Below are 25765 nucleotides of genomic sequence, written 5' to 3' on the forward strand. Positions count from 1 at the left end.
CAAAATTATTCATCACGGGCCGTAGCCTCCGCACTGATAGGACCGGCGTATTCGGCCTTCAATCGACCCTCCTGGTCCAGAAGCCAGGCGTCCATCACCTGACGCACCACTGGCGCGGCGACCCCGGAGCCGGACTCACCGTTCTCGACCATCACCGAAACCACTATTTTCGGGTTGTCGGCCGGAGCGAATCCAACGAACAAGGCGTGGTCGCGGTGGCGTTCCTGAACCTTGGAACGGTCGTATTTTTCACCTTGTTTGATCGCGACGACCTGAGCGGTACCGGACTTGCCGGCGATGCGGTATTGCGCACCGATTGCTGCCTTGCGCGCAGTACCCCGGGCGCCGTGCATCACCTGCTGCATGCCGTGGTTGACCTTGGTCCAGTCCGACGGATCGCGCAGGACGATGTCCGGCATCGGGTTCTCGTCTACCGGTTTGGCGCCCTCAATGGTCTTGGCCAGGTGCGGCCGGTTCCAGATGCCTTTGTTGGCGACCAGCGCCGTGGCCTGCGCCAGTTGCAACGGTGTGGACTGCATATAACCCTGGCCAATCCCCAGAATCAGGGTTTCGCCCGGGAACCACGCCTGCTTGCGCGTCGCGCGTTTCCACTCGCGGGATGGCATCAGGCCGGGGGATTCTTCGAACATGTCCAGCGAGACCTTCTGGCCGATGCCGAACTTATTCATGTAGGCCGACAACCGATCGATGCCCAGCTTGTGCGCCAGGTCATAGAAGTAGGTGTCGTTGGAACGCATGATCGCCGTGTCGAGATCGACGAAGCCGTCACCGGTGCGGTTCCAGTTGCGGTACTTGTGATCGTAGTTGGGCAGCATGTAGTAACCGGGGTCGAACACCCGGCTCGACGCCGTCACTACGCCAGAATCTAGACCGGCAATCGCCACCGCCGGCTTGATCGTCGAACCCGGCGGGTACAGGCCGCGCAGCACGCGGTTGAACAGCGGCCGGTCGATGGAGTCGCGCAGTTCGGCATAGGCCTTGAAGCTGATGCCGGTGACGAACAGGTTCGGGTCGAAACTCGGCTGGCTGACCATCGCCAGCACTTCGCCAGTCTTCGGATCGAGCGCCACCACCGCGCCGCGACGCCCGCCCAGCGCGGCTTCGGCCGCTTCCTGCAGCTTGATGTCCAGGCTCAGGACGATGTCCTTGCCGGGAATCGGATCGGTACGCTTGAGCACGCGCAATACGCGGCCCCGAGCGTTGGTTTCGACTTCCTCGTACCCCACCTGCCCGTGCAGCTCCGGCTCGTAGAAACGCTCGATGCCGGTCTTGCCGATGTGGTGGGTGCCGCTGTAGTTGACCGGGTCGAGGGTCTTCAGCTCTTTCTCGTTGATGCGCCCCATGTAACCCACCGAGTGCGCAAAATGCGCGCCCTGCGGGTAGTGGCGCACCAGTTGCGCGACCACTTCCACCCCAGGCAGGCGGAACTGGTTCACCGCGATCCGGGCGATCTGCTCTTCGGTCAACTCAAACAGGATCGGCACCGGCTCGAATGGCCGACGCCCCTGACGCATGCGTTTCTCAAAGATCACCCGGTCCTCGGGCGTCAGTTGCAGCACTTCGACGATCACGTCGAGCACTTGCTGCCAGTCGCCGGAACGCTCGCGGGTCATGCTCAGGCTGAAGCTCGGGCGGTTGTCCGCCACCACCACGCCGTTGCGGTCGAAGATCAAGCCGCGGGTCGGTGGAATCGGCTGCACGTGGACGCGGTTGTTTTCCGAGAGTGTCGAGTGGTACTCGTACTGGATCACCTGCAAGTAGTACAGCCGCGCAATCAGCACGCAGATCAACAGCATGACCGCAATGGCCCCGAACACGACGCGGCTGCGCACCAGGCGGGCGTCCTTTTCGTGGTCCTTGATGCGGATCGGCTGAGACATGAGGGCAGGACTACTTGTGGTAAGGGTGACCGGACAGCACGGTCCAGGCACGGTACAGCTGTTCGCCGATCAGGATCCGCACCAGCGGGTGCGGCAAGGTCAGCGGCGACAACGACCAGCGCTGATCGGCGCGGGCACAGACTTCCGGCGCCAGCCCTTCGGGGCCACCGACCATGAAATTGACCGTGCGCGAATCCAGCCGCCAACGGTCGAGTTCGACCGCCAGTTGCTCGGTGCTCCAGGGCTTGCCGTGGACTTCCAGCGTGACGATCCGCTCGTTCGGCCCGACCTTGGCCAGCATGGCTTCGCCTTCCTGGCGGATGAAACGGGCCACGTCGGCGTTCTTGCCACGGGTATTGAGCGGAATTTCCACCAGTTCCAGCGCCAGCTCGGACGGAAGACGCTTGGCATATTCATGCCAGCCTTCTTCCACCCACTTGGGCATGCGTGAACCGACGGCGATCAGTCGCAGTCGCACAGCAATCCCTTACAGCTGGTCTTTGTTGAGCTTGGTGAAATGCTCGTGGGTGTTTTCCGGGCTGTGGTGCTTGGCGTCTGCCGCACGGCTTTGCTCGGCACCGGCCCACAGGCGCTCCAGGTCATAGAACTGACGTGCCGAGGCAGTCATCATGTGCACGATCACCAGGTCCAGGTCGAGCAGCACCCAGTCGCTGTCGCCCTTGCCTTCTTCGCCCAGCGGCTTGGCGCCCTGCTTTTTGACTTCTTCACGGACCTTGTCCAGCATCGCGTTGATCTGGCGATTGGACGTACCGGTGGCGATGATCATGTAGTCGGTGATGCTCTGCTTGTCGCGCACATCGATGATCTGGATGTCTTGTGCCTTGACGTCTTCCAGAGCTGCCACGGCAACCTTGACCAGCTCGTCGCCCTTGAGCGGCTCGTTGGTGTTGGCGACTTCCGGCAGCGGTGCGCTCTTGAACGTGCCTTTGCGCTTAACTTTGCTTACGTCTTTGTCAGTCATATAAAACTCGTTTTGCTCGTATATTCGGCGGCTTGGCGATACGTGGATTCGTATCAGTGAAGCACGCCTTGTTCAGTTCGACGCACGGTACAGACCGTGCGCATCGATGTAGGCCAGGACCGCGTCGGGCACCAGGAAACGTACCGACTTACCGCTGGCCAGCAGTTGACGGATCTGGGTGGCGGAAACCGCGAGCGGTGTCTGCCAGACGAATGCAATCTGTCCGCTCGGCCCTTTCAGGGCCAGCGGGTCGCTCACCGAACGCGCTGCCAGCAGGTTGCGCAAGGCATCCGGCGGTTCGCTGTCGGCGTCCGGGCGCTGTAGCACCAGGATGTGGCAATGCTGGAGCAACTCTTCCCAGCGGTGCCAAGTGGGCAGGCCGCAAAATGCGTCCCAGCCCAAAAGCAGAAAAACCTGGGTCTCGGCGGCCATTTCGGCACGCATCAACTCCAGGGTATCAATGGTGTAAGACGGCTTGTCCCGCTGCAATTCGCGGGCGTCCACCACCAGCGGCGGCACTCCGGCCACCGCGCACTCAACCATTGCCAACCGATCCTGCGCCGACACCTGCGGCGTATCGCGGTGCGGCGGCCGGGCGCTGGGCATCATGCGCAGCTCGTCGAGCAGCAGCGCTTCGGCGACTTCCAGCGCACCACGCAAATGGCCGATGTGCACCGGGTCGAACGTGCCGCCCAGTACGCCGATGCGCCGGGGTCGGAGTTCGCCGTCAGGCAGCGGCGCTGTCAAGTCGAGGTCGGTCAAGTCAGACCGTCGCCTGGCCGCGCAACTGGCCATCACCGACCACGATGTACTTCTCGCAGGTCAGTCCTTCGAGGCCGACCGGGCCGCGGGCGTGCAGCTTATCAGTAGAAATGCCGATCTCGGCACCCAATCCGTATTCGAATCCATCGGCGAAGCAGGTCGGGGTGTTGATCATCACCGACGCCGAGTCGACTTCCGCGACGAAACGCCGGGTGTCGGCGAGGTTTTCACTGACGATCGAGTCGGTGTGATGCGAGCCGTAATGGTTGATGTGTTCGATGGCCTGATCCAGTCCGTCGACCACACGGATCGACAGGATCGGCGCCAGATACTCGGTGCTCCAGTCGTCTTCGCTGGCCGCTATCACGTCGATGATCGCGCGGGTGCGTTCGCAGCCACGCAGCTCGACGCCTTTCTCGCGGAACTGGGCAGCCATCGACGGCAGGAAATCCTTCGCAACACTTTGATCAACCAGCAAGGTCTCCATCGCGCCACAGATGCCATAACGGTAAGTCTTGGCATTGAAGGCGATGCGCTGGGCTTTGGCCAGATCGGCGTGCTCGCTGACAAATACGTGGCAGATACCGTCCAGGTGCTTGATCACCGGCACCCGGGCATCACGGCTGATACGTTCGATCAGGCCACGGCCACCGCGCGGCACGATCACGTCGACATACTCGGGCATGCTGATCATCGCGCCGACGGCGGCACGGTCGGTGGTTTCGACCACTTGCACCACGGCTGCCGGCAATTCGGCCTCGGCCAGACCGCGCTGAATGCACGCGGCAATCGCCCGGTTGGAATGAATCGCCTCGGAGCCACCGCGCAGGATGGTCGCGTTACCGGACTTCAGGCACAGGCTGGCGGCATCGATGGTCACGTTGGGCCGGGATTCGTAGATGATCCCGATCACACCCAGCGGTACGCGCATCTTGCCGACCTGAATCCCGGACGGGCGGAAGCTCATGTCACGGATCGCACCGACCGGATCGGGCAGTGCCGCCACCTGACGCAGGCCGACGATCATGCCGTCGATGCGCGCCGGGGTCAGTTCCAGACGCTCCAGCAAGGCCGGCTCCAGACCGTTGGCGCGACCAGCCGCCAGATCCTGTTCATTGGCTGCGGCCAGCTCGGCGCGAGCAGCGTCCAGCGCATTGGCAGCAGCCTGCAGGGCGCGGTTCTTCTGCGCGGTGCTGGCACGGCCGATGACCCGGGAAGCTTCGCGGGCGGCGCGACCCAATCGGGTCATGTAGTCAAGAACGGACTCAGTCATGGTCTGCTGGGGTCTTGGCAAAGAGGAAAGCGGCAGATTATAGCTGTCGCGTCCCGGGACTAACAGCGGTGACAGGCGGATGGTCGAAATGGACTGCAATTTGCCGACGTTCAGCCGTAATTAAGCCGCGGATTGTTATCATCACGACCTCCTTCGCCTGGATAACCACCGTTTGCCATGTCCAACCTGACCGTTCGCGCCACCGACGAGCGCCTGCCTCTGGGCCTTCCGGACGCTTTTTTCGACCGTGACGCGCAAGTGCTGGCCCGCGATCTGCTTGGCAAAGTCATCCGCCACCGGGTCGGCGATCTGTGGCTCAGCGCCCGGATCATCGAAACCGAAGCCTATTACTGCGAGGAGAAAGGCAGTCATGCATCGCTCGGCTACACGGAAAAGCGTAAGGCTTTGTTTCTGGATGGCGGACACATCTATATGTATTACGCCCGCGGTGGCGATTCGCTGAACTTCAGCGCTCAGGGCCCCGGCAATGCGGTGCTGATCAAGTCCGCCTACCCGTGGGTCGATGAAATCAGCGGGCCGGCGAGTCTGGCGCAGATGCTGCTGAACAATCCCGATGCTCAAGGTCGACCGCGCCCTTCGCAAAAGCTTTGCGCCGGGCAGACGCTGCTGTGCAAGGCGCTGGGGCTGAAGGTGCCGATGTGGGACGCCAAGCGTTTCGATCATGAGCTGATGCTGGTGGAAGACACCGGGCCGGCGCCGACGCAGATCATTCAGACCACTCGCCTGGGCATCCCCCATGGCCGCGACGAACACCTGATGTACCGTTTCGTCGACGCCGCGTATGCCCAGTGGTGCACGCGGAACCCGCTGCGCCGGGGCCAGGTCGAAGGTCGCGATTATTTTTTGCTGTCCTGAAGTGACACAGGTTTTGAACCCTATGCGCCCTTGTGGGAGCGGGCTTGCTCGCGAAGAGGGCGTGTCAGATACGAGCTCGTGGATGACACACCGCATTCGCGAGCAAGCCCGCTCCCACAGGGGTACTGAGTGATTGCTGAAATTTTGTGCAGCCTTCGGGACTTATTGAAGATTTGATGGAGTTGTGTGTATGGGCCCATGGCTCGATAGCGTGACCGGGTGGCTCGCCGCCAATCCGCAGTGGCTGGCCGCTGCGGTATTTATCGTCGCTTGCGTGGAGTGCCTGGCAATTGCCGGGCTGATCGTGCCCGGCACGGTGTTGCTGTTTGCCGTGGCCGTACTCGCCGGCAGCGGCGCACTGTCGTTGAGTGAAACCCTGCTGCTGGGCTTTCTCGGCGGGATACTCGGCGATGTGATCTCGTACTTCCTCGGCCGCCATTTCCATCAGAACATCCGCCGCCTGCCGGGACTGCGCCACCATCCGGAATGGATGGCCGGGGCCGAAACCTACTTCCAGCGTTACGGCATCGCCAGTCTGCTGGTCGGGCGCTTCATCGGCCCGTTGCGGCCGATGTTGCCGATGGTTGCCGGGATGTGCGACATGCCCTTCCCGCGTTTCGCCGCCGTCAGCCTGCTGGCCGCCGCCGGCTGGAGCGTCGCCTACCTGCTGCCGGGTTGGGCCACCGGCGCGGCGATCCGCTTGCCGCTGCCGGAAGGTTTCTGGCTGCAGGCCGGCATCGTTGCCGCCAGTATTGCGGTGATGGTCGGCATGAGCGTCAACAGCAGCTTGCGCCAGCATCGCCGGGCGACGATCTGGATCAGCAGCATGAGCCTGTTGATTCTGATCGGCCTGTTTATTGGCTATCCGTATCTGCACGCCCTCGACCAAGGCGTGATGACTCTGGTGCAGGAACATCGCCAACCGATGCTGGACGAGATCGCGGTGACGTTCACCCTGATCGGTGAATTTCGCAACATGCTGATGTTCAGCGCCCTGCTTACCGGCCTGTTGCTGCTGTGCCGGCAATGGCGCCAGGCAATCTTTGCCGGTGGCGTGCTGCTGTGCACCGCACTGCTCAATACCGTCACCAAACAGTTTTTCGCCCGGGTCCGCCCGGAGGTGCTGACCGATCCGCTGACCAGTTACAGCATGCCCAGCGGCCATGCGTCGGGGGCTTTCGCGCTGTTTCTGGTGCTGGCGGTTCTCGCCGGTCGCGGCCAACCGCCACGCATGCGCCTGACCTGGCTGCTGCTCGGCTGTATTCCAGCGCTGTCGATTGCTCTGTCACGGGTGTACCTGGGTGCGCATTGGCCGACGGATATTCTGGCCGGCGCAATGCTGGCGGCATGCGTGTGTGCGGCGGGTCTGTGGCTGAGCCAGCGCCAGACGCCGCTCAATGCCATGCCGTTCAAGGTCTGGTGGCTGATTCTGCCGGCGCTGCTGTTACTGTTCAGCCTGTTCGTCTTCAGGCATCTGCCGCAAACGATGTTGCGATACGCTTATTGAGAATCAAAAGATCGCAGCCTGCGGCAGCTCCTACATGAGATTTCGTTTCACACCCACACCATCGCGCGAATGTGAAACCAAAACCCTGTAGGAGCTGCCGCAGGCTGCGATCCTTTTCGATCAGGCGAACAGCTCGCCCTGCAACTCATCAAGCAGCGCCTGGATCGCATCCAGTCGCTGCTGCGGATCGTCGAGTTGCAGCAGGTCGATCTTGTCTTCTTCGGCGAACGGCAGCAGATACGCCAGCTGATTGGCCAGCGACTGCTGCCCCAGCGCTTCGGTGCCCATGTTCAACGCCTCGACCATCGGGTGCTCGGCCAAGGCCTTGAGCAGCGCCACCAGATCGGCGTCTTCGTCCTGCAACGGTTGCTCCGGCTCATCGTCCAGCCACTCGACGTCGGCGAGGATCAACTGATCGCGCTGCACCTCTGTGCGCAACACCTGAAAACGCCGCCCGCCCTGCACCCGGATCCCCAGCAGACCGTTGTCCTGTTGCTGGAAATCGGTGATCCGCGCCTCGCAGCCGACCAGGGCAAAGCCCTCTGGCGCAACGCCGACTTCGTGGCCATCGAGGATGCACACCACGCCGAAACCGCCGCCCTGTTTCATGCAGCGGCCGATCATGTCCAGGTAGCGCGCCTCGAAGATCTGCAAGTCGAGGTTGCAGCCGGGGAACAGCACTGTGTTGAGCGGAAAAAGCGGCAGACTCATAGACATTTCCTTACACCACCATCGACACCGCCAACGGCAGGAACACCGCCGTGGCCACGCCCATCAGACTCATCGCCAGCGCCGCGAAGGCGCCGCACTCATCGCTTTCCTGCAGCGCCACCGAAGTGCCGACCGCGTGCGCGGTCATGCCCAGCGCCATGCCGCGCGCCTCGGGGCTGCGCACGCCGAGCCGGGTCAGCAGCGCCGGGCCGAAGATCGCGCCGATCACCCCAGTGATCAGCACGAACACCGCCGCCAGCGCCGCCACGCCACCGATCTGCTCGGCCACCAGCATGGCAATCGGCGAGGTCACCGACTTCGGCGCCATGGTCATCAGAATCATGTGCTCGGCGCCGAACCACCAGCCGAGCAACACGCCCATGCCCGTGGCGACCACGCCGCCTATCACCAGCGTAGTAAAAATCGGCCAGAACAATTGGCGGATGCGCTTTAGGTTGAGATACAGCGGCACCGCCAGCGCCACCGTCGCCGGGCCCAGCAGAATGCTGAGGATTTCGGTGCTCTTGCGGTACTCGGCGTAGGTCAGGCCGCAGCCGACCAGCACGCCGATCACCACCAGCATCGAGACCAGCACCGGTTGCAGAAAGATCCAGCGGGTTTTCTCGAACGCCGCCAGTACCAGTTGATAGGCACCGAGGGTGATGCCGATGCCGAACAGCGGATGATGGATCACCGAAGCCCAGGCGCCTTGCCAATCGAAGAGCATCACGACTCCTCCGAGTGCGGCGCATGGCGCTTGACCAGGCGTTGCATCAGCACCCCGGCGAAGGCCATCGACAGGATCAACGACAACACCAGCGCGCCGACAATGGCCCAGAAGTCAGCGGCAATGTCGCTCGCATAAACCATCACGCCCACCGCCGGCGGCACCAGCAGCAGCGGCAGATAACGCAACAGACTGCCGGCCGCGAGGTTCAGCGGCTCGCCGACTTCACCGCGAATGATCAGGAACACCAGCAACAGCAGCAGACCGATGATCGGCCCCGGCAGCACCGGCAACAGCAAATGGTTGAGTGCCGTGCCGAGCAATTGGAACAGCACCAGCATGGTCAGGCCACGTAACAACATCAGACATCTCCCCCCGCAAGTCCTCGGCATTATAAGCACGGCAGCGCTATGGATCGGCATTCGCCAAAAGCATGGTCGGTTGACCGGAGCAAATCGCCATGTTGATCTACAGTGGTTCGCAGGGCGGTCAAATCCCCCACCTGAAAAACTATAAAACCGATGAACCCAAGGAGAGTCTCAATGCCCTATGTTCCCGTTGCAGAGCTCAAAGATTATGTCGGCAAGGAACTCGGACGTTCCGAATGGCTCACCATCGATCAGGAGCGCATCAACCTGTTCGCCGAAGCCACCGGGGATTATCAGTTCATCCATGTCGATCCGGTCAAAGCCGCGCAAACGCCTTTTGGCAGCACCATTGCCCACGGTTTCCTGTCGTTGTCGCTGATCCCGAAACTGATGGAAGACATCCTCGTGCTGCCGCAAGGCCTGAAGATGGTGGTCAATTACGGCCTGGACAGCGTGCGTTTCATCCAGCCGGTGAAGGTCAATTCAAAAGTGCGCCTGAAAGTCGATCTGGCCGAAGTGACCGAGAAAAAACCCGGTCAATGGCTGCTCAAGGCCACCGCGACGCTTGAGATAGAAGGCTCGGACAAACCGGCCTATATCGCCGAACCGCTGTCGCTCTGCTTCGTTTAAGTCACGGGATGCGAAACAGCGCACGCTGTTTCGCATCAGCGCTGTTTTCCCGGCTGTATAAGGTCACATAGCTGCGGCATACTCGGTCGCCTAATTGCCCGGATCCCGCTATGCGCCCACTCGCTTCTCTTGCACCCCTTGCCCTGACCCTGATGCTCACCGCGTGCGGCGACGGCGAATCGCTGTTGCCCCCGGATGCACGGCTGCCGGACGGCGGACGCTATCGCGGTGAACTGGTCAACGGCTTGCTGCAAGGCCAGGGCCGGGTCGACTACCCCAATGGCAGCTGGTATGCCGGGCAGTTCGACAAGGGCCAATGGCATGGCCAGGGCGAATGGCACGGCAGCAACGGCGAGGTCTATCGTGGCCAGTTCCAGCAGGGCCTGTTCGATGGCCAGGGCAGCCTGACCACCAACGCCAGCAGTTACACCGGCGGTTTCAAGCAGGGCCGACGCGATGGCGAAGGCACCCTTAAAGAAAACGCCATGACCTACCGTGGCGAGTTCAAGGCTGACCAGTATTCAGGGCTGGGTCGTCTGGAAATGGACGACGGCAGCTCCTATCAGGGCCAGTTCGCCCACGGCAAACCCAACGGCGAAGGCCAGCGCGGCGACGCCAGCGGCAATACCTTCAGCGGCCATTTCGTCAACGGCCAGCTCGAAGGTAACGGCACATTCAACAGTGCCGATGGCGACATCTATGTCGGCGGCTTCAAGAACAGCCAGCTGCACGGCAAGGGCCGCTACGAGAACGCCGACGGCGACGTGTGGCTCGGCCAGTTCAAGGAAGGCGCGCTGACCGGCAAGGGCGAATTGATCGGCGCCGACGGCAGCCACTACATCGGCTACTTCAACGACTGGCGCTTCAGCGGCCAGGGCCGTTTGAACCTGTCTGACGGCAGCTTCTACATCGGCGGGTTCGACGGCGACAGCTACGCCGGGCGCGGCACTCTGGTGCTGACTGACGGCACCGTGCTCAGCGGCACGTGGATCAACGGCCAGCGCGTACGTGACGCCGACGGCAAGCTGTTGCCCGACACCCTCGAACTCGGCCTGCTGGCCCAGGGCCGCCTACTCGATAACGCGCTGGCCGCCGTGCCCGCCTCGACGCCGGCAGTCGAGCTGTACACCCTGACCCTCGGTGGCGACGGCAAGCAAAGCGTGTTCCTGCGCGAGTCCGACTACGTCGCCAACATGCTCACGACGCGTTTCGGCGCTTTTGGCCAGATTCGTCTGGTCAACCACCGCGAGCATCTCGCCGACCGGCCGATGGCCACCCGCGAAAACCTGCGCCGCGCCGCGCAGACCCTCGCTGAACGCAGCGGCCCGGAAGACCTGGTGTTCATCTACCTGACCAGCCACGGCACCGCCGAACACGAGCTGGTGCTCGACCAGCCGCGCATGGAGCTGGCCGACCTGCCCGCCGACGAACTCGCCGCCGTGCTTGCTCCACTGAAAAATCGCGACAAGGTGATCGTGATCTCATCGTGCTATTCCGGCGGTTTCATCCCCGCGCTGAAAGATGAGCGCACACTGATCATGACCGCCTCGCGCGCCGACCGCGTGTCGTTCGGTTGCTCGGAAGAAGCCAACTTCACCTACTTCGGCGACGCCCTGTTCGCTCAGGCCCTGAACCAGACCGACGATCTGGAGCAGGCCTTCAAACTGGCCAAGGCCACCGTCGCCGAGCGCGAACTGGCGGATAACTTCGAAGCCTCGGAACCACAGATCTGGGCACCGAAAACCGTGCTGGCGCACTGGCAACTGCTGCGTAAACAGCAGGCAAGAAAAGCGTTGCAGAGTGCTGCATTGAACGACGGAGCAACAAACAGCAACTAAGCTGAACAGTATCAAGGGAGAAACACTATGTACTTGACGCCTCAGCACGTATTGCTTGCCGGAGCCACCGGACTGACCGGTGAACATCTGCTCGACCGTTTGCTCAACGAGCCGACGATCACCCGCGTGCTCGCCCCGTCCCGTCGTCCATTGGCGGAGCATCCGCACCTGGAAAACCCGGTGGGCGACCCACAAGCGTTTCTGCCGCAACTCAGTGGTCGCGTCGATATCGCCTATTGCTGCCTCGGCACCACCATCAAACAGGCGGGTTCCGAAGCCGCGTTCCGCGCGGTGGATCTGGACATGGTGGTGGCCTTCGCCAAACGTGCGCGGGAGATGGGCGCGCGGCACCTGATCGTGATCAGCGCGCTGGGCGCCGATCCGAAATCGTCGATTTTCTACAACCGGGTCAAAGGCGAGATGGAGCAGGCGTTGCGCGCGCAGGACTGGCCGCAACTGACCATCTGCCGGCCATCGCTGTTGCTGGGTGATCGTACCGAACCGCGCCTGGGCGAACAGCTGGCGGCGCCGTTTTCCAAACTGATTCCCGGCAAGTACCGCGGCATCGAAGCCTGCCAACTGGCCCGGGCGATGTGGCGCCTGGCGCTGGAAGAACAGGATGGGGTGCGGATCGTCGAGTCGGATGAGCTGCGAAAGCTCGGCAAGTAAACACCGTACTTTGTGGCGAGGGGATTTATCCCCGATCGGCTGCGCAGCAGTCGTCGTTTTTCAGATTTTGGGGGCGCTGCGCACCCCATCGGGGATAAATCCCCTCGCCACACTCCCCTACAACCCACCAGTCGCCTGAAACCCCACGCCAATCACGGTCAGCAAAGACAACGGCAACAGCAGCGTATCAAGCAACGCACTCGCCGGCAGGTCCACTCCCGGATAACTCGGCGCCTCAGCCCCGAAGCGGTCCATCGCACAGCACCCGCCATTCATCGCGTACAAATCCAGGCGTGTCCCGGAATACACCACCGGCGCGCCCGGCTTGGCCGCATCCAGCGTACGCGCTGTGGCGCAGCCGGCCAGTTGCAGCGCCAGCGCAATCATCAACAGCTTATTCATCGCTGCTCAGATGATGCTCGCCCCAACGCGGCAGCATGTCCTGTGGAATGCCCAGCAGATTGAGAATCCGCGCCACGACGAAATCGATCAGGTCGTCGATGGTCTGCGGCTGGTGATAGAAACCCGGCGAGGCCGGCAGGATGGTCACGCCCATGTTCGACAACTTGAGCATGTGCTCCAGATGAATACTCGAATACGGTGCCTCGCGTGGCACCAGAATCAACTGGCGCCGCTCCTTCAAGGTGACGTCCGCCGCGCGCTCGATCAGGTTGTTGCACGCGCCCGTGGCAATCGCCGACAAGGTACCCGTGGAACACGGCACCACGACCATCGCCGCCGGTGCGCCGGAGCCCGAAGCTACCGGCGACATCCAGTCTTCCTTGCCGTACACGCGGATCTGCCCGGCGGCCGCCCCGGTGTACTCGGTGAGGAACGCCTGCATCATCTGCGGCTTGGGCGGCAGCGTGACATCGGTCTCGGTGGCCATCACCAGTTGCGCGGCCTTGGAGATCAGGAAGTGCACTTCGCGATCTTCCCGTACCAGGCAATCGAGCAGGCGCAATCCGTACTGCGCGCCGGACGCGCCGGTCATCGCCAGCGTGATGCGTTCCGGGCCGCCGCTCTGGGCAAAAGTGTTCATTTCAGCGCCTCGGCGAGTTTGCCGTGCAGGCCGCCGAAGCCGCCGTTGCTCATGATCACCACGTGGGTGCCGGGCTGGGCCTGGCTCTTCACGCGTTCGATGATGCCTTCCAGCGAATCGCTGACAATCGACGGCACGCTGCACAGTGCGGCAGTGGCGCCCAGATCCCAACCGAGGTTGGCCGGGGCGTACCAGATCACCTGATCGGCATCGACTACGCTGTCCGGCAGACCGTCACGGTGCGCGCCGAGCTTCATCGAGTTGGAGCGCGGCTCGATGATTGCGATCAGCGGTGCATCGCCGATGCGCTTGCGCAAGCCATCGAGGGTGGTGGCGATCGCAGTCGGGTGGTGGGCGAAGTCGTCGTAGATGGTGATGCCGCGTACTTCCGCGACTTTCTCCATCCGGCGTTTGACGTTCTTGAATGCGCTCAACCCGGCGATGCCCATCGCTGGCACCACACCGACATGCCGCGCCGCTGCCAGCGCAGCCAGGGCGTTGGCAACGTTGTGCTGACCGGTCAGCTCCCATTCGACAGTGCCCTGGGACACGCCTTCGAACATTACTTCGAACGCCGAGCCATCGTCTTTGAGCAACTTGACCTGCCACTGACCGCCGACGCCGGTGGTCTGCACCGGGGTCCAGCAGCCCATTTCAATCACGCGCTGCAAGGCCGGTTCGGTGGTCGGGTGGATCACCAGACCTTCGCTCGGAATGGTCCGCACCAAGTGGTGGAACTGCCGCTCGATCGCCGGCAAATCGGGGAAGATGTCGGCGTGATCGAACTCAAGGTTGTTGAGGATCGCGGTACGCGGGCGGTAGTGGACGAACTTCGAACGCTTGTCGAAAAACGCGCTGTCGTACTCGTCGGCCTCGATCACGAAGAACGGCGTGCCGCCCAGACGTGCGGACACCGAGAAATTCTGCGGCACGCCGCCGATCAGGAACCCCGGGCTCATCCCGGCATGTTCCAGCACCCAGGCGAGCATGCTGCTGGTGGTGGTCTTGCCGTGCGTGCCGGCAACCGCCAGCACCCAGCGCCCTTGCAGCACGTGATCGGCCAGCCATTGCGGGCCGGATACGTACGGCAGGCCTTTGTTCAGCACATATTCCACCGCTGGGTTGCCGCGGGACATGGCGTTGCCGATCACCACCAGATCCGGTGCCGGATCGAGCTGGGCCGGGTCGTAGCCCTGGGTCAACTGAATGCCCTGGGCCTCAAGCTGCGTGCTCATCGGCGGATAGACGTTGGCGTCGGAGCCGGTCACGTGATGGCCCAGCTCTTTGGCCAGAACCGCCATCGAGCCCATGAAAGTCCCGCAGATACCCAGAATATGAATGTGCATAGTCGACCTCGTAAAACATGGCCGCAGGTTAGCGCAGGGAGGGGGAAATCGCACCTTGTGTTTCGCCTTTGCCGACGCCTTCGCGAGCAGGCTCGCTCCCACAAGATAGGCGCTGATCCTGTGGGAGCGACCTGCTCGCGAACGGTGCGGCGCGGTTTAACGGGAGATCGCGTGTTTGCGCAGCTTTCTATAGAGGGTATTACGGCTGACCCCGAGCTGCTGCGCGGTCTGGGTCATGTGCCAGCGCGTTTGCTCCAGCACATCGAGCAACGCCAGACGTTCAGCGTCTTCCAGCGGATGCTCGGACTCAACCGACTTCAGTTCCAGCGTTGGCCGCCCCTGCCGAATCATCGCCGGCAAATCCTCCAGCCCGATTCGCCCTTCATCACACAATGCCGCCAATGTGCGCAAGACATTGCGCAACTGCCGCACGTTGCCCGGCCAGTTGAAGGTCAGTAACGCCTGACGCGCCGGTTCGTCGATCAAGATTGTTTCGCCGCCGGCCTCCTCGGCCAGCAGGAAATCCAGCAACTGCGATTTATCACTGCGTTCGCGCAACGCCGGTAGCGCAACTTCGAGGCCATTGAGCCGGTAATACAGATCTTCACGGAAGCTGCCGCCTTCGACCCGTTCCAGCAGATTACGGTGAGTGGCGCTGATGATCCGCACGTTGACCGCCTCCGGCTCGCCGCCAATCGGCACCACCTGCCGGTCTTCCAGCACCCGCAACAACCGGGTTTGCAGCGCCAGCGGCATGTCACCGATCTCATCGAGAAACAGCGTGCCGCCATCGGCCTGATGCAGCTTGCCGCGCATGCCGTCCTTGCGCGCGCCGGTGAAACTGCCGCCGCGATAACCGAACAGCTCGCTCTCGATCAGGCTTTCCGGGATCGCCGCACAATTGAGGGCGACGAAGGCTTTGCTGGCGCGCTGGCTGGCGTGATGCACAGCCTTGGCAAAGGCTTCCTTGCCGGAGCCGGTTTCGCCATTGATCAGCAGCGGCACGTCGCGTTCGAATACCCGCAACGCCTTGCGGAAATCCGCTTGCAGCGCCGCGTCACCGAGGCAAATGCCCACCAGCGCTTGAGGCTTGGCCACGACCGGGGCCGGCAGGATCGGCGCCGGCTTGCGCGATTCGCCGCGCAACAAGGCAAACAGATGCCGTCCGTCGCGGGTGCGCAGCGGCCAACTGGCGCTGGCATTGGCGCTGGCCCGACCGAGCAGCTCATCCAGCGAACAATCGAAAAACGCTTCCACCGGTTTGCCGAGCAAACCACCGCGAATATGCCCGAGCAGGTTCAGCGCACTCTGGTTGACCGCACTGATCCGCCCTTCCCCGTCAAACGCCAGCAGCCCTTCGCTGAACAAGCCGACGGACTCGGCCTGCAAGTGAAAACGCAGCAGCCACTGGTTATCAAAGCAGCGCAGGAAATAGCAGCTCTCGATCATCTTCGCCGACAGGTTGACCAGCGCCATGGTGTGGAACTGGCTCTGCCGCGAGACATCGTGGCGCGCCGAGGACACGTCGAGCACCGCCAGCAGTTCGCCGTGCGGGTCGAACACCGGGCTCGCCGAGCAGGTCAGGCCGGTGTGGCGGCCGCGAAAGTGTTCGTCCTGATGGATGGTCAGTGCCTGGCGCTCGACCAGACAGGTACCGATGCCGTTGGTGCCTTCGCAGGCTTCGCTCCAGTCGGCGCCGAGCCAGAGACCGGCGCGTTCGAAAATCTTGCGCTCGGCCGGCGCGGTGACGCAGTTGAGGATCACCCCGCGCGCGTCGGTCAGCAGCACCGCATGACCGGCGCCGGAGAGTTGTTGATGCAGGCTGCTCATTTCATTACCGGCGATCTGCAACACCTGTTGCAGGCGTTCGCGGCTTTCAAGCACGCGCCCGTGTTCGAGCACGGTGGGCGCCATGGTCAGGGCCGGATCGAGGTGATAGTCCTCAAGACAGCGCAGCCACGAGCGGGCAATCGACGGATCGGCACCGGGCCCGTGCAGGTGCGGCTTGCCCTGACTGACGGTGAGAACCTGCTGGGCATGGCGACTCAAATGGTTGTCGTGCATTTCTTATTATTCTCCCCGAGATCAGTGCCGCCTCTTTATTGGCTGGCACATACCTTGTGGTGAGGGGATTTATCCCCGATCGGCTGCGCAGCAGTCGTAAATCCGGCATACGCGGTGAATCTGAGTCGCCACAATTTTTATTGGGGCTGCTTCGCAACCCATCGGGGATAAATCCCCTCACCACAAAGGTGCATCTGGGCAATTGGCAGTCAGCATCCTCCAGCCATCGACGCATTGCAATGCTGGCAAGACCAGCCGGTCACTGGCTGTGCCAAAAGCGGTACAAACTGTCACCCCCTCTGTACCGAAACCATCACAGGCTGCGTCCGCCCGTCCGACACAAACCGCGCAAAGCCTTGATTTGCCTGCCCTGCACGGCAGTGGCCCGACCTTTGCTCTACGCTTATAGCAAGCGCACTTGCGCGTTTCTCTAATAAGTACAAAGCCAAGGAGAACAACATCATGCGTTACGCTCACCCCGGTACTGAAGGCGCCAAAGTCTCGTTCAAGAGCAAGTACGGTAACTACATCGGCGGCGAGTTCGTCGCACCTGTCAAAGGTCAGTACTTCACCAACACCTCGCCAGTGAATGGCCAGCCAATTGCCGAATTCCCTCGCTCCACTGCCGAAGACATCGACAAGGCACTGGACGCCGCCCACGCCGCTGCCGATGCGTGGGGCGCGACCTCTGTGCAGGCGCGCTCGCTGATCCTGCTGAAAATCGCCGACCGCATCGAACAGAACCTCGAACTGCTGGCGATCACCGAAACCTGGGACAACGGCAAAGCCATCCGCGAGACCCTCAACGCCGACATCCCGCTGGCCGCCGACCATTTCCGCTACTTCGCCGGCTGCCTGCGCGCGCAGGAAGGCAGCGCTGCCGAAATCGACGGCAACACCGTGGCCTATCACATCCATGAACCGCTGGGTGTGGTCGGGCAGATCATCCCGTGGAACTTCCCGCTGCTGATGGCCGCGTGGAAACTCGCCCCGGCACTGGCCGCCGGCAACTGCGTGGTACTCAAGCCTGCCGAGCAAACCCCGCTGGGCATCTGCGTGCTGATGGAGCTGATCGGTGATCTGCTGCCACCGGGCGTGCTCAACGTGGTGCAAGGTTTCGGCAAAGAAGCCGGCGAAGCCCTGGCCACCAGCAAACGCATCGCCAAGATCGCCTTCACCGGCTCGACCCCGGTCGGCTCGCATATCATGAAATGCGCCGCCGAGAACATCATTCCGTCCACCGTGGAACTGGGCGGCAAGTCGCCGAACATCTTCTTCGAAGACATCATGCAGGCCGAACCGACCTTCATCGAAAAAGCTGCCGAAGGCCTGGTGCTGGCGTTTTTCAACCAGGGCGAAGTCTGCACCTGCCCGTCCCGCGCACTGGTACAGGAATCGATCTACGACGAATTCATGCAAGTGGTGATGAAGAAAGTCCTGCAGATCAAACGCGGCGACCCGCTGGACACCGACACCATGGTTGGCGCGCAGGCGTCCGAGCAGCAATTCGACAAGATCCTTTCGTACCTGGAAATCGCCAAGGGCGAAGGCGCCGAGCTGCTGACCGGCGGCAAGGTGGAAAAACTCGAGGGCAATCTGGCAACCGGTTATTACATCCAGCCGACCCTGCTCAAGGGCACCAACAAAATGCGCGTGTTCCAGGAAGAAATCTTCGGCCCGGTGGTGAGCATCACCACCTTCAAGGACGAAGCCGAAGCCCTGGCGATCGCCAACGACACCGAGTTCGGCCTCGGCGCCGGCCTGTGGACCCGCGACATCAACCGCGCCTACCGCATGGGCCGCGCGATCAAAGCCGGTCGTGTGTGGACCAACTGCTACCACCTGTACCCGGCGCACGCCGCGTTTGGCGGGTACAAGAAGTCCGGCGTCGGCCGTGAAACCCACAAGATGATGCTCGATCACTATCAGCAGACGAAAAACCTGCTGGTGAGCTACGACATCAATCCGTTGGGCTTCTTCTAAAACCCGGGGGCGATACAGATATTTCTGTGTCGCCCTTTCGACCGCTTTCGCGAGCAGGCTCGCTCCCACAGGGGAGTCGTGTCGCACCACATACACAGGCTCGGCACAAATCCACTGTGGGAGCGAGCCTGCTCGCGATGGCGTCCTCAATGACACAACACAAGGCCTGGCCGCTCTGGCACGGCCCTTGCGTACCCGTCATTCAGGTTTTGCACAAAAACTGCCGCTGCGTGAACAGCATCCATCCACCTCAACCACTGCACCCGAAAGTCCAACAGATCGAACAATAAAAAACAGAGAGGACTTATGACTTCCACCACACAGCTCAAACCCACACTCGGCACCCTGCACCTCTGGGGTATTGCCGTCGGCCTGGTGATTTCCGGCGAATACTTCGGCTGGAGTTACGGCTGGGGCACCGCGGGCACCCTCGGATTTCTGGTCACGGCGCTAATGGTCGCGACCATGTACACCTGCTTCATCTTCAGCTTCACCGAACTGACCACCGCGATTCCCCACGCAGGCGGACCGTTTGCCTACAGCCGCCGGGCGTTTGGCGAAAAAGGCGGGTTGATTGCCGGCATCGCCACGCTGATCGAATTCGTTTTTGCCCCACCGGCGATCGCCATGGCCATCGGCGCCTACCTCAACGTGCAGTACCCGGAGCTTGATCCGAAGGTGGCAGCGGTCGGCGCGTATTTCGTGTTCATGACCCTGAACATCCTAGGCGTCAGCATTGCCGCGACTTTTGAGCTGGTGGTCACCGTGCTGGCGGTCGCCGAGTTGCTGGTGTTCATGGGCGTGGTCGCGCCGGGCTTTAGCTTCAGTAACTTCGTGCTCAACGGCTGGTCGGGTGCCAACGAGTTCACCCTGGGCTCGATCCCCGGAATCTTTGCCGCGATCCCGTTCGCGATCTGGTTCTTCCTCGCCATCGAAGGCGCGGCTATGGCCGCCGAAGAAGCGAAGGATCCGAAACGCACGATTCCCAAGGCCTACGTCAGCGGCATCCTGACCCTGGTGTTCCTTGCCATCGGCGTGATGGTGATGGCCGGCGGCGTCGGCGACTGGCGTCAGCTGTCGAACATCAACGACCCGCTGCCGCAGGCGATGAAAGCGGTGGTCGGCAACAACTCATCGTGGATGCACATGCTGGTGTGGATCGGCCTGTTCGGCCTGGTGGCGAGTTTCCACGGGATCATCCTCGGCTACTCGCGACAATTCTTCGCCCTCGCCCGCGCCGGTTATCTGCCGAAAAGCCTGGCCAAACTGTCGCGCTTCCAGACCCCGCATCGGGCGATTCTGGCTGGTGGTGTGATTGGTATCGCGGCGATTTACAGCGATGGACTGGTCAATCTGCAAGGCATGACCCTGACTGCTGCGATGATCACCATGTCGGTGTTCGGCGCGATCGTGATGTACATCATCAGCATGCTCAGCCTGTTCAAACTGCGCAAAACCGAACCGAACCTGGAACGCACCTTCCGCGCCCCGGGCTATCCGGTGGTGCCAGCAATTGCGCTGTTTCTGGCGGTGGTGTGCCTGATCGCGATGGCGTGGTTCAACACGCTGATCGGTTGTGTGTTCCTGGGCTTTATGGCCGCCGGCTACCTGTATTTCCAGCTGACCGCCAAGCAACGCTCAGAAGCGCCGGCAGACGCTATGCTCGAAGGTATCTAGTTGCACCGGCACCGGGCCTGTCGCCCGGTGCCCGCTATATAGAAGTGCATGAAGATCCAATGTGGGAGCGGGCTTGCTCGCGAAGGCGTCGTGTCATCCAACATCGATGTCGTCTGACACGACGCCTTCGCGAGCAAGCCCGCTCCCACAGGGAGACCGAGTTACCCACAGAATCAGGAGGACACCGCCCCATGGCCGCATTTGCCCATTCCGTCGGCGCCCAGACCTACCGCTTCGACAGCCTCAAGGACGTCATGGCCAAGGCCAGCCCGGCGCGCTCCGGTGACTTTCTGGCCGGCGTTGCCGCGCTCAATGACGGCGAACGCGTGGCTGCACAAATGGCGCTGGCCGACATCCCGCTCACGCACTTCCTGCAAGAAGCGCTGATTCCCTACGAAGCCGATGAAGTCACCCGACTGATCATCGACACCTACGACAAACAAGCCTTCGCCGTGGTCAGCCACCTCACCGTCGGTGGTTTCCGCGACTGGCTGCTCAGCGACGCGGCGGACGAAACCAGCCTGCGCGCTCTCGGCCCCGGCCTGACCCCGGAAATGGTCGCCGCCGTGTCGAAAATCATGCGCGTGCAGGATCTGGTGCTGGTGGCGCAGAAGATCCGCGTGGTCACAAAATTTCGCGGCACCCTCGGCCTGCGCGGGCGCTTGTCGACCCGGCTGCAACCGAACCATCCGACCGACGAGCCCTCCGGCATCGCCGCGAGCATTCTCGACGGTCTGCTGTACGGCAATGGCGACGCAATGATCGGGATCAACCCGGCCACCGACAGCATCGCCTCGATCTGCGCGATGCTGGAGATGCTCGACGCGATCATCCAGCGCTACGACATCCCGACCCAGGCTTGCGTGCTGACCCACGTCACCACCTCGATCGAGGCGATCAACCGGGGGGTGCCGCTGGATCTGGTGTTCCAGTCGATCGCCGGCACCGAAGCGGCCAACGCCAGTTTCGGCATCAACCTCAACGTATTGCAGGAAGGCTATGACGCGGGGCTGAGCCTGAAGCGCGGCACTCTGGGGCAGAACCTGATGTATTTCGAGACCGGTCAGGGCAGCGCGCTGTCGGCCAACGCCCACCACGGTGTCGACCAGCAGACCTGCGAAACCCGGGCCTATGCCGTGGCGCGGCACTTCAAGCCGTTTCTGGTGAACACCGTGGTCGGCTTCATCGGCCCGGAATATCTCTATAACGGCAAGCAGATCATCCGCGCCGGCCTCGAAGATCATTTCTGCGGCAAGTTGCTCGGCGTGCCGATGGGTTGCGACATCTGCTACACCAATCACGCCGAAGCCGATCAGGACGACATGGACACCCTGCTGACCCTGCTCGGTGTGGCCGGGATCAACTTCATCATGGGCATCCCCGGCTCCGACGACATCATGCTCAACTACCAGACCACCTCGTTCCACGACGCGCTCTACGCGCGCCAGACCCTGGGCCTGAAACCGGCGCCGGAGTTCGAGCAATGGCTGGCGAACATGGGCATCTTCACCCAGGCGGACGGCAAGGTTCGCTTTGGCAACAACCTGCCGCCGGCCTTCCGCCAGGCGCTGGCGCAACTGGGATGAGTGTGATGGAAAAACCGCCTGTCGACCCGCAAAACCCATGGTTGGAGCTGCGCCGCCTGACTCCGGCACGCATCGCCCTCGGCCGCACCGGCACCAGCCTGCCGACCAGCGCCCAGCTGGATTTCCAGTTCGCCCACGCTCAGGCACGGGATGCGGTGCATCTGCCGTTCGACCACGCCGGGCTCAGCGCGCAACTGAGTGAACGCGGGCGCGAGACCTTGTTGCTGCACAGCGCCGCGACTGATCGCAACAGCTACCTGCAACGCCCGGATCTGGGGCGCAAACTCAGCGACACCTCGGCGCAGAGCCTGCGGGATTACGCGCAGGCCAACCCCGGCGGGGTCGATCTGGCGATTGTGGTGGCGGACGGTCTGTCGGCACTGGCGGTGCATCGGCATACCCTGCCGTTTCTGACCCGCCTGGAGGAGCAGATGAGCGCCGACGGCTGGTCGCTTGCCCCGGTAGTGCTGGTGGAACAGGGCCGCGTCGCCATCGGTGACGAGATCGGTCAGTTGCTGGGTGCAAAAATGGTCGTCATGCTGATCGGAGAGCGTCCGGGCCTCAGCTCGCCCGACAGCCTCGGTTTATATTTCACCTACAATCCAAAAGTCGGGCTGACCGATGCCTACCGCAATTGCATCTCCAACGTGCGGCTTGAGGGCTTGAGCTACGGCATGGCGGCACATCGCTTGCTGTATCTGATGCGCGAAGCCTGCCGGCGGCAGCTGTCGGGGGTCAATCTGAAGGACGAAGCACAGGTGCAGACGTTGGAGTCGGACGCCGGTGCGGACATGAAGGGAAATTTCCTGCTTGATCCGCCCACAACCTGAACCGTTTCCGCATTGCGTTTCTGCGCTGCTTTCAGGCAGGATCGACGCACGGCCGCAGGGTTTCCCATCGCCGTCAGAGCAGTTGAAGACAGCCACTTGAAGACGAGACCTATCATGCGGATTATTCAAGCGACCCTCGAACACCTGGATTTGCTGACCCCGTTGTTCGTCAAATATCGCGAGTTCTACGGTTCCCTGCCCTACCCGGATTCCTCCCGCGCGTTTCTCGAAAAACGCCTGCGCCGCAAGGAGTCGGTGATTTATCTGGCCCTGGCCGATGATGACGACAAGAAGCTCATGGGTTTCTGCCAGCTGTATCCAAGCTTTTCCTCGCTGTCGCTCAAGCGCGTGTGGATCCTCAACGACATCTATGTCGCCGAAGACGCCCGCCGCCAACTGGTGGCCGACAACCTGATTCGCACCGCGAAGAAAATGGCCAAGGAAACCCAGGCCGTGCGCATGCGCGTTTCCACCAGCAGCAATAACGAAGTGGCGCAGAAAACCTACGAATCCATTGGTTTCAAGGAAGACACCGAGTTCAAGAACTACGTGCTGCCGATCAGCGACGAGCTCTGAAATCAAAAGATCGCAGCCTTCGGCAGAACGCATTCCAATGCAGGAGCTGCCGAAGGTGCGATCTTTTGATCTTTTATCAAACCCGAAGTCTGCCTGACATTTGTTCACACCCCGACATCCCTCGCTACAAAACCAACGCGCTTTTCACCTCTCAGACCGTATAATCCCGAGCTTTCCGGCTTGTAAGAAAAACTACACCCCACTGTAGGCTTACACCCGAATCATCCGCACAGGCCTGCCGAGTCGGGCCGTCACCACAGGTGCCCCCATGGATTTCAACCCGCTCGACCTTATCCTGCATCTCGATGTGTACCTCGATTTGCTGGTCACCAACTACGGGCCGTGGATCTACGCGATTCTGTTCGCTGTCATCTTCTGTGAAACCGGTCTGGTGGTGATGCCGTTCCTGCCGGGTGATTCGCTGTTGTTCATCGCCGGTGCCGTGGCGGCGGGCGGTGGCATGGATCCGGTGCTGTTGGGCGGACTGCTGATGCTCGCGGCGATCCTCGGCGACAGCACCAACTATGTGATTGGCCGAACGGCGGGCGAAAAACTGTTCAGCAACCCGAACTCGAAAATCTTCCGTCGCGACTACCTGCAAAAAACCCACGATTTCTACGACAAGCACGGCGGTAAAACCGTGACCCTGGCGCGCTTCCTGCCAATCATCCGCACGTTTGCCCCGTTCGTCGCCGGCGTCGGGAAAATGCCCTACCCGCGTTTCTTCGCGTTCAGCGTGTTCGGCACCATCCTCTGGGTCGGCGGCCTGGTGACCCTGGGTTACTTCTTCGGCAACGTGCCGTTCATCAAGAAGAACCTGTCGTTGCTGGTGGTTGGCATCATCCTGCTGTCGCTGGTGCCGATGATCATCGGCGTGGTGCGCAGCCGTTTCGGCGGCTCCAGCTCCAAAGCCGAAACCCACTGATCCGATGTGGTCACTGAGCGCCTGGCGTCGCCGGCGCATTCTGGCCAGGCACCCGATTGCCGACGACCTGTGGCAACGGGTGCGCCATCACCTGAGCTTTCTCGACGGCATCAGCGCCGCCGAAGACCAATGGTTGCGTGAAGCCAGCGTGCTGTTTCTGGAAGAAAAACACCTGACCGCCCTGCCCGGCGTCGAACTGCATCAGGAACAGCGCCTGCTGCTCGCCGCCCAGGCCCAGTTGCCGCTGCTCAATCTCGGCGACTTGAACTGGTATCAGGGTTTCCACGAAATCGTCCTCTACCCCGACGACTTCCTCAGCCCGCAACGCCATCGCGATGCCAGCGGCGTCGAGCACGAGTGGGACGGCGAACACAGTGGCGAAGCCTGGCAACAGGGGCCGATCATCCTCGCCTGGCCGGGGGTGATGGCCAGTGGTGGCTGGGAAGGCTACAACCTGGTGATCCACGAACTGGCGCACAAACTCGACATGCTCAACGGCGACGCCAACGGTCTGCCGCCACTGCACGCCGACATGCGCGTCAGCGACTGGGCCGAGGTCATGCAACACGCCTACGATGACCTCAACCGCCAGCTCGACCGCAACCCCGACGCCGAAACCGCCATCGACCCGTACGCCGCGGAGAACCCGGCGGAGTTCTTTGCGGTCACCAGCGAATACTTCTTCAGCGCTCCGGATCTGCTGCACGCGGCTTATCCACAGGTCTACTTGCAACTGCAGCTTTTCTACCGGCAGGATCCGTTGGGCAGGCTGCGGCAACTTCAGGCCACAGACCCGGTCTATCAGGCGCACGAGTAAGCGCTGCACGACTTCTGGTACGTGGCGTCGGCGTAGGAATATGCCTATAATCGCCGCCACTTTTTGGTCAATCCGGCCAAGTTTTTTTGGTCAACTACGGGGGCAACGCCCAATGAGCTACAGCAAGATTCCGGCTGGCAAAGACCTGCCGAACGACATCTACGTCGCGATCGAGATCCCGGCCAACCACGCGCCGATCAAATACGAAATCGACAAAGACAGCGATTGCCTGTTCGTTGACCGTTTCATGGCCACCCCAATGTTCTACCCGGCCAACTACGGTTACATCCCGAACACCCTGGCTGACGACGGTGATCCCCTCGACGTGCTGGTTGTGACCCCTTACCCGGTTGCTCCAGGCTCGGTGATCCGCGCGCGTCCAGTCGGCATCCTGAACATGACCGACGACGGCGGCGGCGATGCCAAAGTCATCGCAGTCCCACACGACAAGCTGTCCCAGCTGTACGTCGACGTGAAGGAATACACCGACCTGCCACCACTGCTGATCCAGCAGATCGAGCACTTCTTCGCGAACTACAAAGATCTCGAAAAAGGCAAGTGGGTCAAGATCGAAGGCTGGGCTGGCGCTGATGCCGCTCGCGACGCGATCACCAAGTCGGTAGCTGCCTACAAGGGCTAAGCGCCGGCTGGCTGCATGACGCTTGAAGAAAACCC

The 25765-nt window shown here is 62.0% G+C and carries 25 protein-coding genes; 13 read left to right on the top strand and 12 right to left on the bottom strand.

Annotated elements, in window-relative coordinates:
* Positions 1-5: 5 nt before the first annotated feature.
* From mrdA to ACM6I7_RS26975, 5 genes are all read right to left on the bottom strand, one after another.
* Complete coding sequence (gene mrdA, locus ACM6I7_RS26955; RefSeq protein WP_096796302.1) at positions 6-1901, bottom strand: penicillin-binding protein 2; 1896 nt, start codon at positions 1899-1901, stop codon at positions 6-8.
* Positions 1902-1911: 10 nt separating this feature from the next.
* On the bottom strand, positions 1912-2379 hold the full coding sequence (gene rlmH, locus ACM6I7_RS26960) for a 23S rRNA (pseudouridine(1915)-N(3))-methyltransferase RlmH (protein ID WP_003185785.1): 468 nt from the start codon (positions 2377-2379) through the stop codon (positions 1912-1914).
* Positions 2380-2388: 9 nt separating this feature from the next.
* Complete coding sequence (gene rsfS / locus ACM6I7_RS26965; RefSeq protein WP_007960601.1) at positions 2389-2883, bottom strand: ribosome silencing factor; 495 nt, start codon at positions 2881-2883, stop codon at positions 2389-2391.
* Positions 2884-2955: 72 nt separating this feature from the next.
* Positions 2956-3678, bottom strand: coding sequence for a nicotinate-nucleotide adenylyltransferase (gene nadD, locus ACM6I7_RS26970; RefSeq protein WP_049827899.1), 723 nt, complete (start codon positions 3676-3678; stop codon positions 2956-2958).
* Positions 3647-4918 carry a glutamate-5-semialdehyde dehydrogenase gene (locus ACM6I7_RS26975; RefSeq protein ID WP_414889585.1) on the bottom strand — a complete coding sequence of 424 codons (1272 nt, stop codon included), beginning with the start codon at positions 4916-4918 and terminating at the stop codon, positions 3647-3649. The genes nadD and ACM6I7_RS26975 overlap by 32 nt, the downstream gene beginning before the upstream one ends.
* Before the next feature lie 177 nt (positions 4919-5095).
* Here ACM6I7_RS26975 and ACM6I7_RS26980 point away from each other — a divergent pair, with 177 nt between their 5' ends.
* Positions 5096-5794 carry a DNA-3-methyladenine glycosylase gene (locus ACM6I7_RS26980; RefSeq protein WP_414889586.1) on the top strand — a complete coding sequence of 233 codons (699 nt, stop codon included), beginning with the start codon at positions 5096-5098 and terminating at the stop codon, positions 5792-5794.
* Positions 5795-5984: 190 nt separating this feature from the next.
* Positions 5985-7301: a bifunctional DedA family/phosphatase PAP2 family protein gene (locus ACM6I7_RS26985; protein WP_253149611.1), complete on the top strand. Its 1317-nt coding sequence runs from the start codon at positions 5985-5987 to the stop codon at positions 7299-7301.
* Positions 7302-7421: 120 nt separating this feature from the next.
* On the opposite strand, the gene ACM6I7_RS26990 is transcribed toward ACM6I7_RS26985, so the two are convergent.
* From ACM6I7_RS26990 to ACM6I7_RS27000, 3 genes are read right to left on the bottom strand one after another with little or no spacing between them, the layout of a single operon-like run.
* Positions 7422-8012 (bottom strand): LON peptidase substrate-binding domain-containing protein, encoded by a 591-nt coding sequence (locus ACM6I7_RS26990; RefSeq protein ID WP_007960613.1) that lies wholly within the window; start codon positions 8010-8012, stop codon positions 7422-7424.
* Between the two features lie 10 nt (positions 8013-8022).
* The gene (locus ACM6I7_RS26995; protein ID WP_096796307.1) at positions 8023-8739 is read right to left on the bottom strand and encodes an LrgB family protein; all 717 of its coding nucleotides are present in this window, start codon (positions 8737-8739) and stop codon (positions 8023-8025) included.
* The gene (locus ACM6I7_RS27000) at positions 8739-9101 is read right to left on the bottom strand and encodes a CidA/LrgA family protein (protein WP_095139173.1); all 363 of its coding nucleotides are present in this window, start codon (positions 9099-9101) and stop codon (positions 8739-8741) included. Before ACM6I7_RS27000 ends, ACM6I7_RS26995 begins: the two co-directional genes overlap by 1 nt.
* Before the next feature lie 180 nt (positions 9102-9281).
* On the opposite strand from ACM6I7_RS27000, the gene ACM6I7_RS27005 reads away from it, so the two are divergent.
* From ACM6I7_RS27005 to ACM6I7_RS27015, 3 genes are all read left to right on the top strand, one after another.
* Positions 9282-9737, top strand: coding sequence for a MaoC family dehydratase (locus tag ACM6I7_RS27005; RefSeq protein ID WP_003228575.1), 456 nt, complete (start codon positions 9282-9284; stop codon positions 9735-9737).
* Positions 9738-9847: 110 nt separating this feature from the next.
* Positions 9848-11575 (top strand): C13 family peptidase, encoded by a 1728-nt coding sequence (locus tag ACM6I7_RS27010; protein WP_414889587.1) that lies wholly within the window; start codon positions 9848-9850, stop codon positions 11573-11575.
* A gap of 27 nt (positions 11576-11602) precedes the next feature.
* Positions 11603-12244, top strand: coding sequence for an oxidoreductase (locus ACM6I7_RS27015; RefSeq protein ID WP_007968134.1), 642 nt, complete (start codon positions 11603-11605; stop codon positions 12242-12244).
* Positions 12245-12361: 117 nt separating this feature from the next.
* Here ACM6I7_RS27015 and ACM6I7_RS27020 read toward each other — a convergent pair whose 3' ends face one another.
* The 4 genes from ACM6I7_RS27020 to ACM6I7_RS27035 all read right to left on the bottom strand — a co-directional run bounded on the left by ACM6I7_RS27020 (position 12362) and on the right by ACM6I7_RS27035 (position 16696).
* A complete protein-coding gene (locus ACM6I7_RS27020) occupies positions 12362-12646 on the bottom strand; it encodes a YceK/YidQ family lipoprotein (protein WP_096796309.1) in 285 nt (94 codons plus the stop codon).
* Positions 12639-13286 carry a flavin prenyltransferase UbiX gene (gene ubiX / locus ACM6I7_RS27025; protein ID WP_007968137.1) on the bottom strand — a complete coding sequence of 216 codons (648 nt, stop codon included), beginning with the start codon at positions 13284-13286 and terminating at the stop codon, positions 12639-12641. Before ubiX ends, ACM6I7_RS27020 begins: the two co-directional genes overlap by 8 nt.
* Positions 13283-14632 (bottom strand): UDP-N-acetylmuramate:L-alanyl-gamma-D-glutamyl-meso-diaminopimelate ligase, encoded by a 1350-nt coding sequence (gene mpl / locus ACM6I7_RS27030; protein ID WP_202370600.1) that lies wholly within the window; start codon positions 14630-14632, stop codon positions 13283-13285. The genes ubiX and mpl overlap by 4 nt, the downstream gene beginning before the upstream one ends.
* Positions 14633-14788: 156 nt before the next feature.
* Complete coding sequence (locus ACM6I7_RS27035) at positions 14789-16696, bottom strand: sigma-54-dependent Fis family transcriptional regulator (RefSeq protein ID WP_414889588.1); 1908 nt, start codon at positions 16694-16696, stop codon at positions 14789-14791.
* A gap of 462 nt (positions 16697-17158) precedes the next feature.
* Between ACM6I7_RS27035 and ACM6I7_RS27040 the strand changes: the two genes are divergently transcribed.
* The 8 genes from ACM6I7_RS27040 (at position 17159) to ppa (ending at position 25730) form a co-directional block, all read left to right on the top strand.
* Positions 17159-18679: an aldehyde dehydrogenase family protein gene (locus ACM6I7_RS27040; RefSeq protein WP_025108675.1), complete on the top strand. Its 1521-nt coding sequence runs from the start codon at positions 17159-17161 to the stop codon at positions 18677-18679.
* A 306-nt stretch (positions 18680-18985) separates the two neighbouring features.
* Positions 18986-20356: an ethanolamine permease gene (eat, locus tag ACM6I7_RS27045; RefSeq protein ID WP_414889589.1), complete on the top strand. Its 1371-nt coding sequence runs from the start codon at positions 18986-18988 to the stop codon at positions 20354-20356.
* Positions 20357-20547: 191 nt separating this feature from the next.
* Positions 20548-21942, top strand: coding sequence for an ethanolamine ammonia-lyase subunit EutB (locus ACM6I7_RS27050; RefSeq protein ID WP_414889590.1), 1395 nt, complete (start codon positions 20548-20550; stop codon positions 21940-21942).
* 5 nt (positions 21943-21947) lie between these two features.
* Positions 21948-22772 carry an ethanolamine ammonia-lyase subunit EutC gene (eutC, locus tag ACM6I7_RS27055; RefSeq protein WP_285373987.1) on the top strand — a complete coding sequence of 275 codons (825 nt, stop codon included), beginning with the start codon at positions 21948-21950 and terminating at the stop codon, positions 22770-22772.
* Between the two features lie 114 nt (positions 22773-22886).
* Positions 22887-23348, top strand: a complete 462-nt coding sequence (locus ACM6I7_RS27060; RefSeq protein WP_003228592.1) for a GNAT family N-acetyltransferase — start codon at positions 22887-22889, stop codon at positions 23346-23348.
* 268 nt (positions 23349-23616) lie between these two features.
* Entirely contained in the window at positions 23617-24273 is a 657-nt protein-coding gene (locus ACM6I7_RS27065) for a DedA family protein (RefSeq protein ID WP_027612912.1), read from the top strand.
* Positions 24274-24277: 4 nt separating this feature from the next.
* A complete protein-coding gene (locus tag ACM6I7_RS27070) occupies positions 24278-25090 on the top strand; it encodes a zinc-dependent peptidase (protein WP_027612913.1) in 813 nt (270 codons plus the stop codon).
* 112 nt (positions 25091-25202) lie between these two features.
* Positions 25203-25730 carry an inorganic diphosphatase gene (ppa, locus tag ACM6I7_RS27075; protein ID WP_008052339.1) on the top strand — a complete coding sequence of 176 codons (528 nt, stop codon included), beginning with the start codon at positions 25203-25205 and terminating at the stop codon, positions 25728-25730.
* The last annotated feature ends 35 nt before the right edge of the window (positions 25731-25765 follow it).

The organism is Pseudomonas sp. IT-93MI4, assembly GCF_949767635.1.
GTDB lineage: Bacteria > Pseudomonadota > Gammaproteobacteria > Pseudomonadales > Pseudomonadaceae > Aquipseudomonas > Aquipseudomonas putida_A.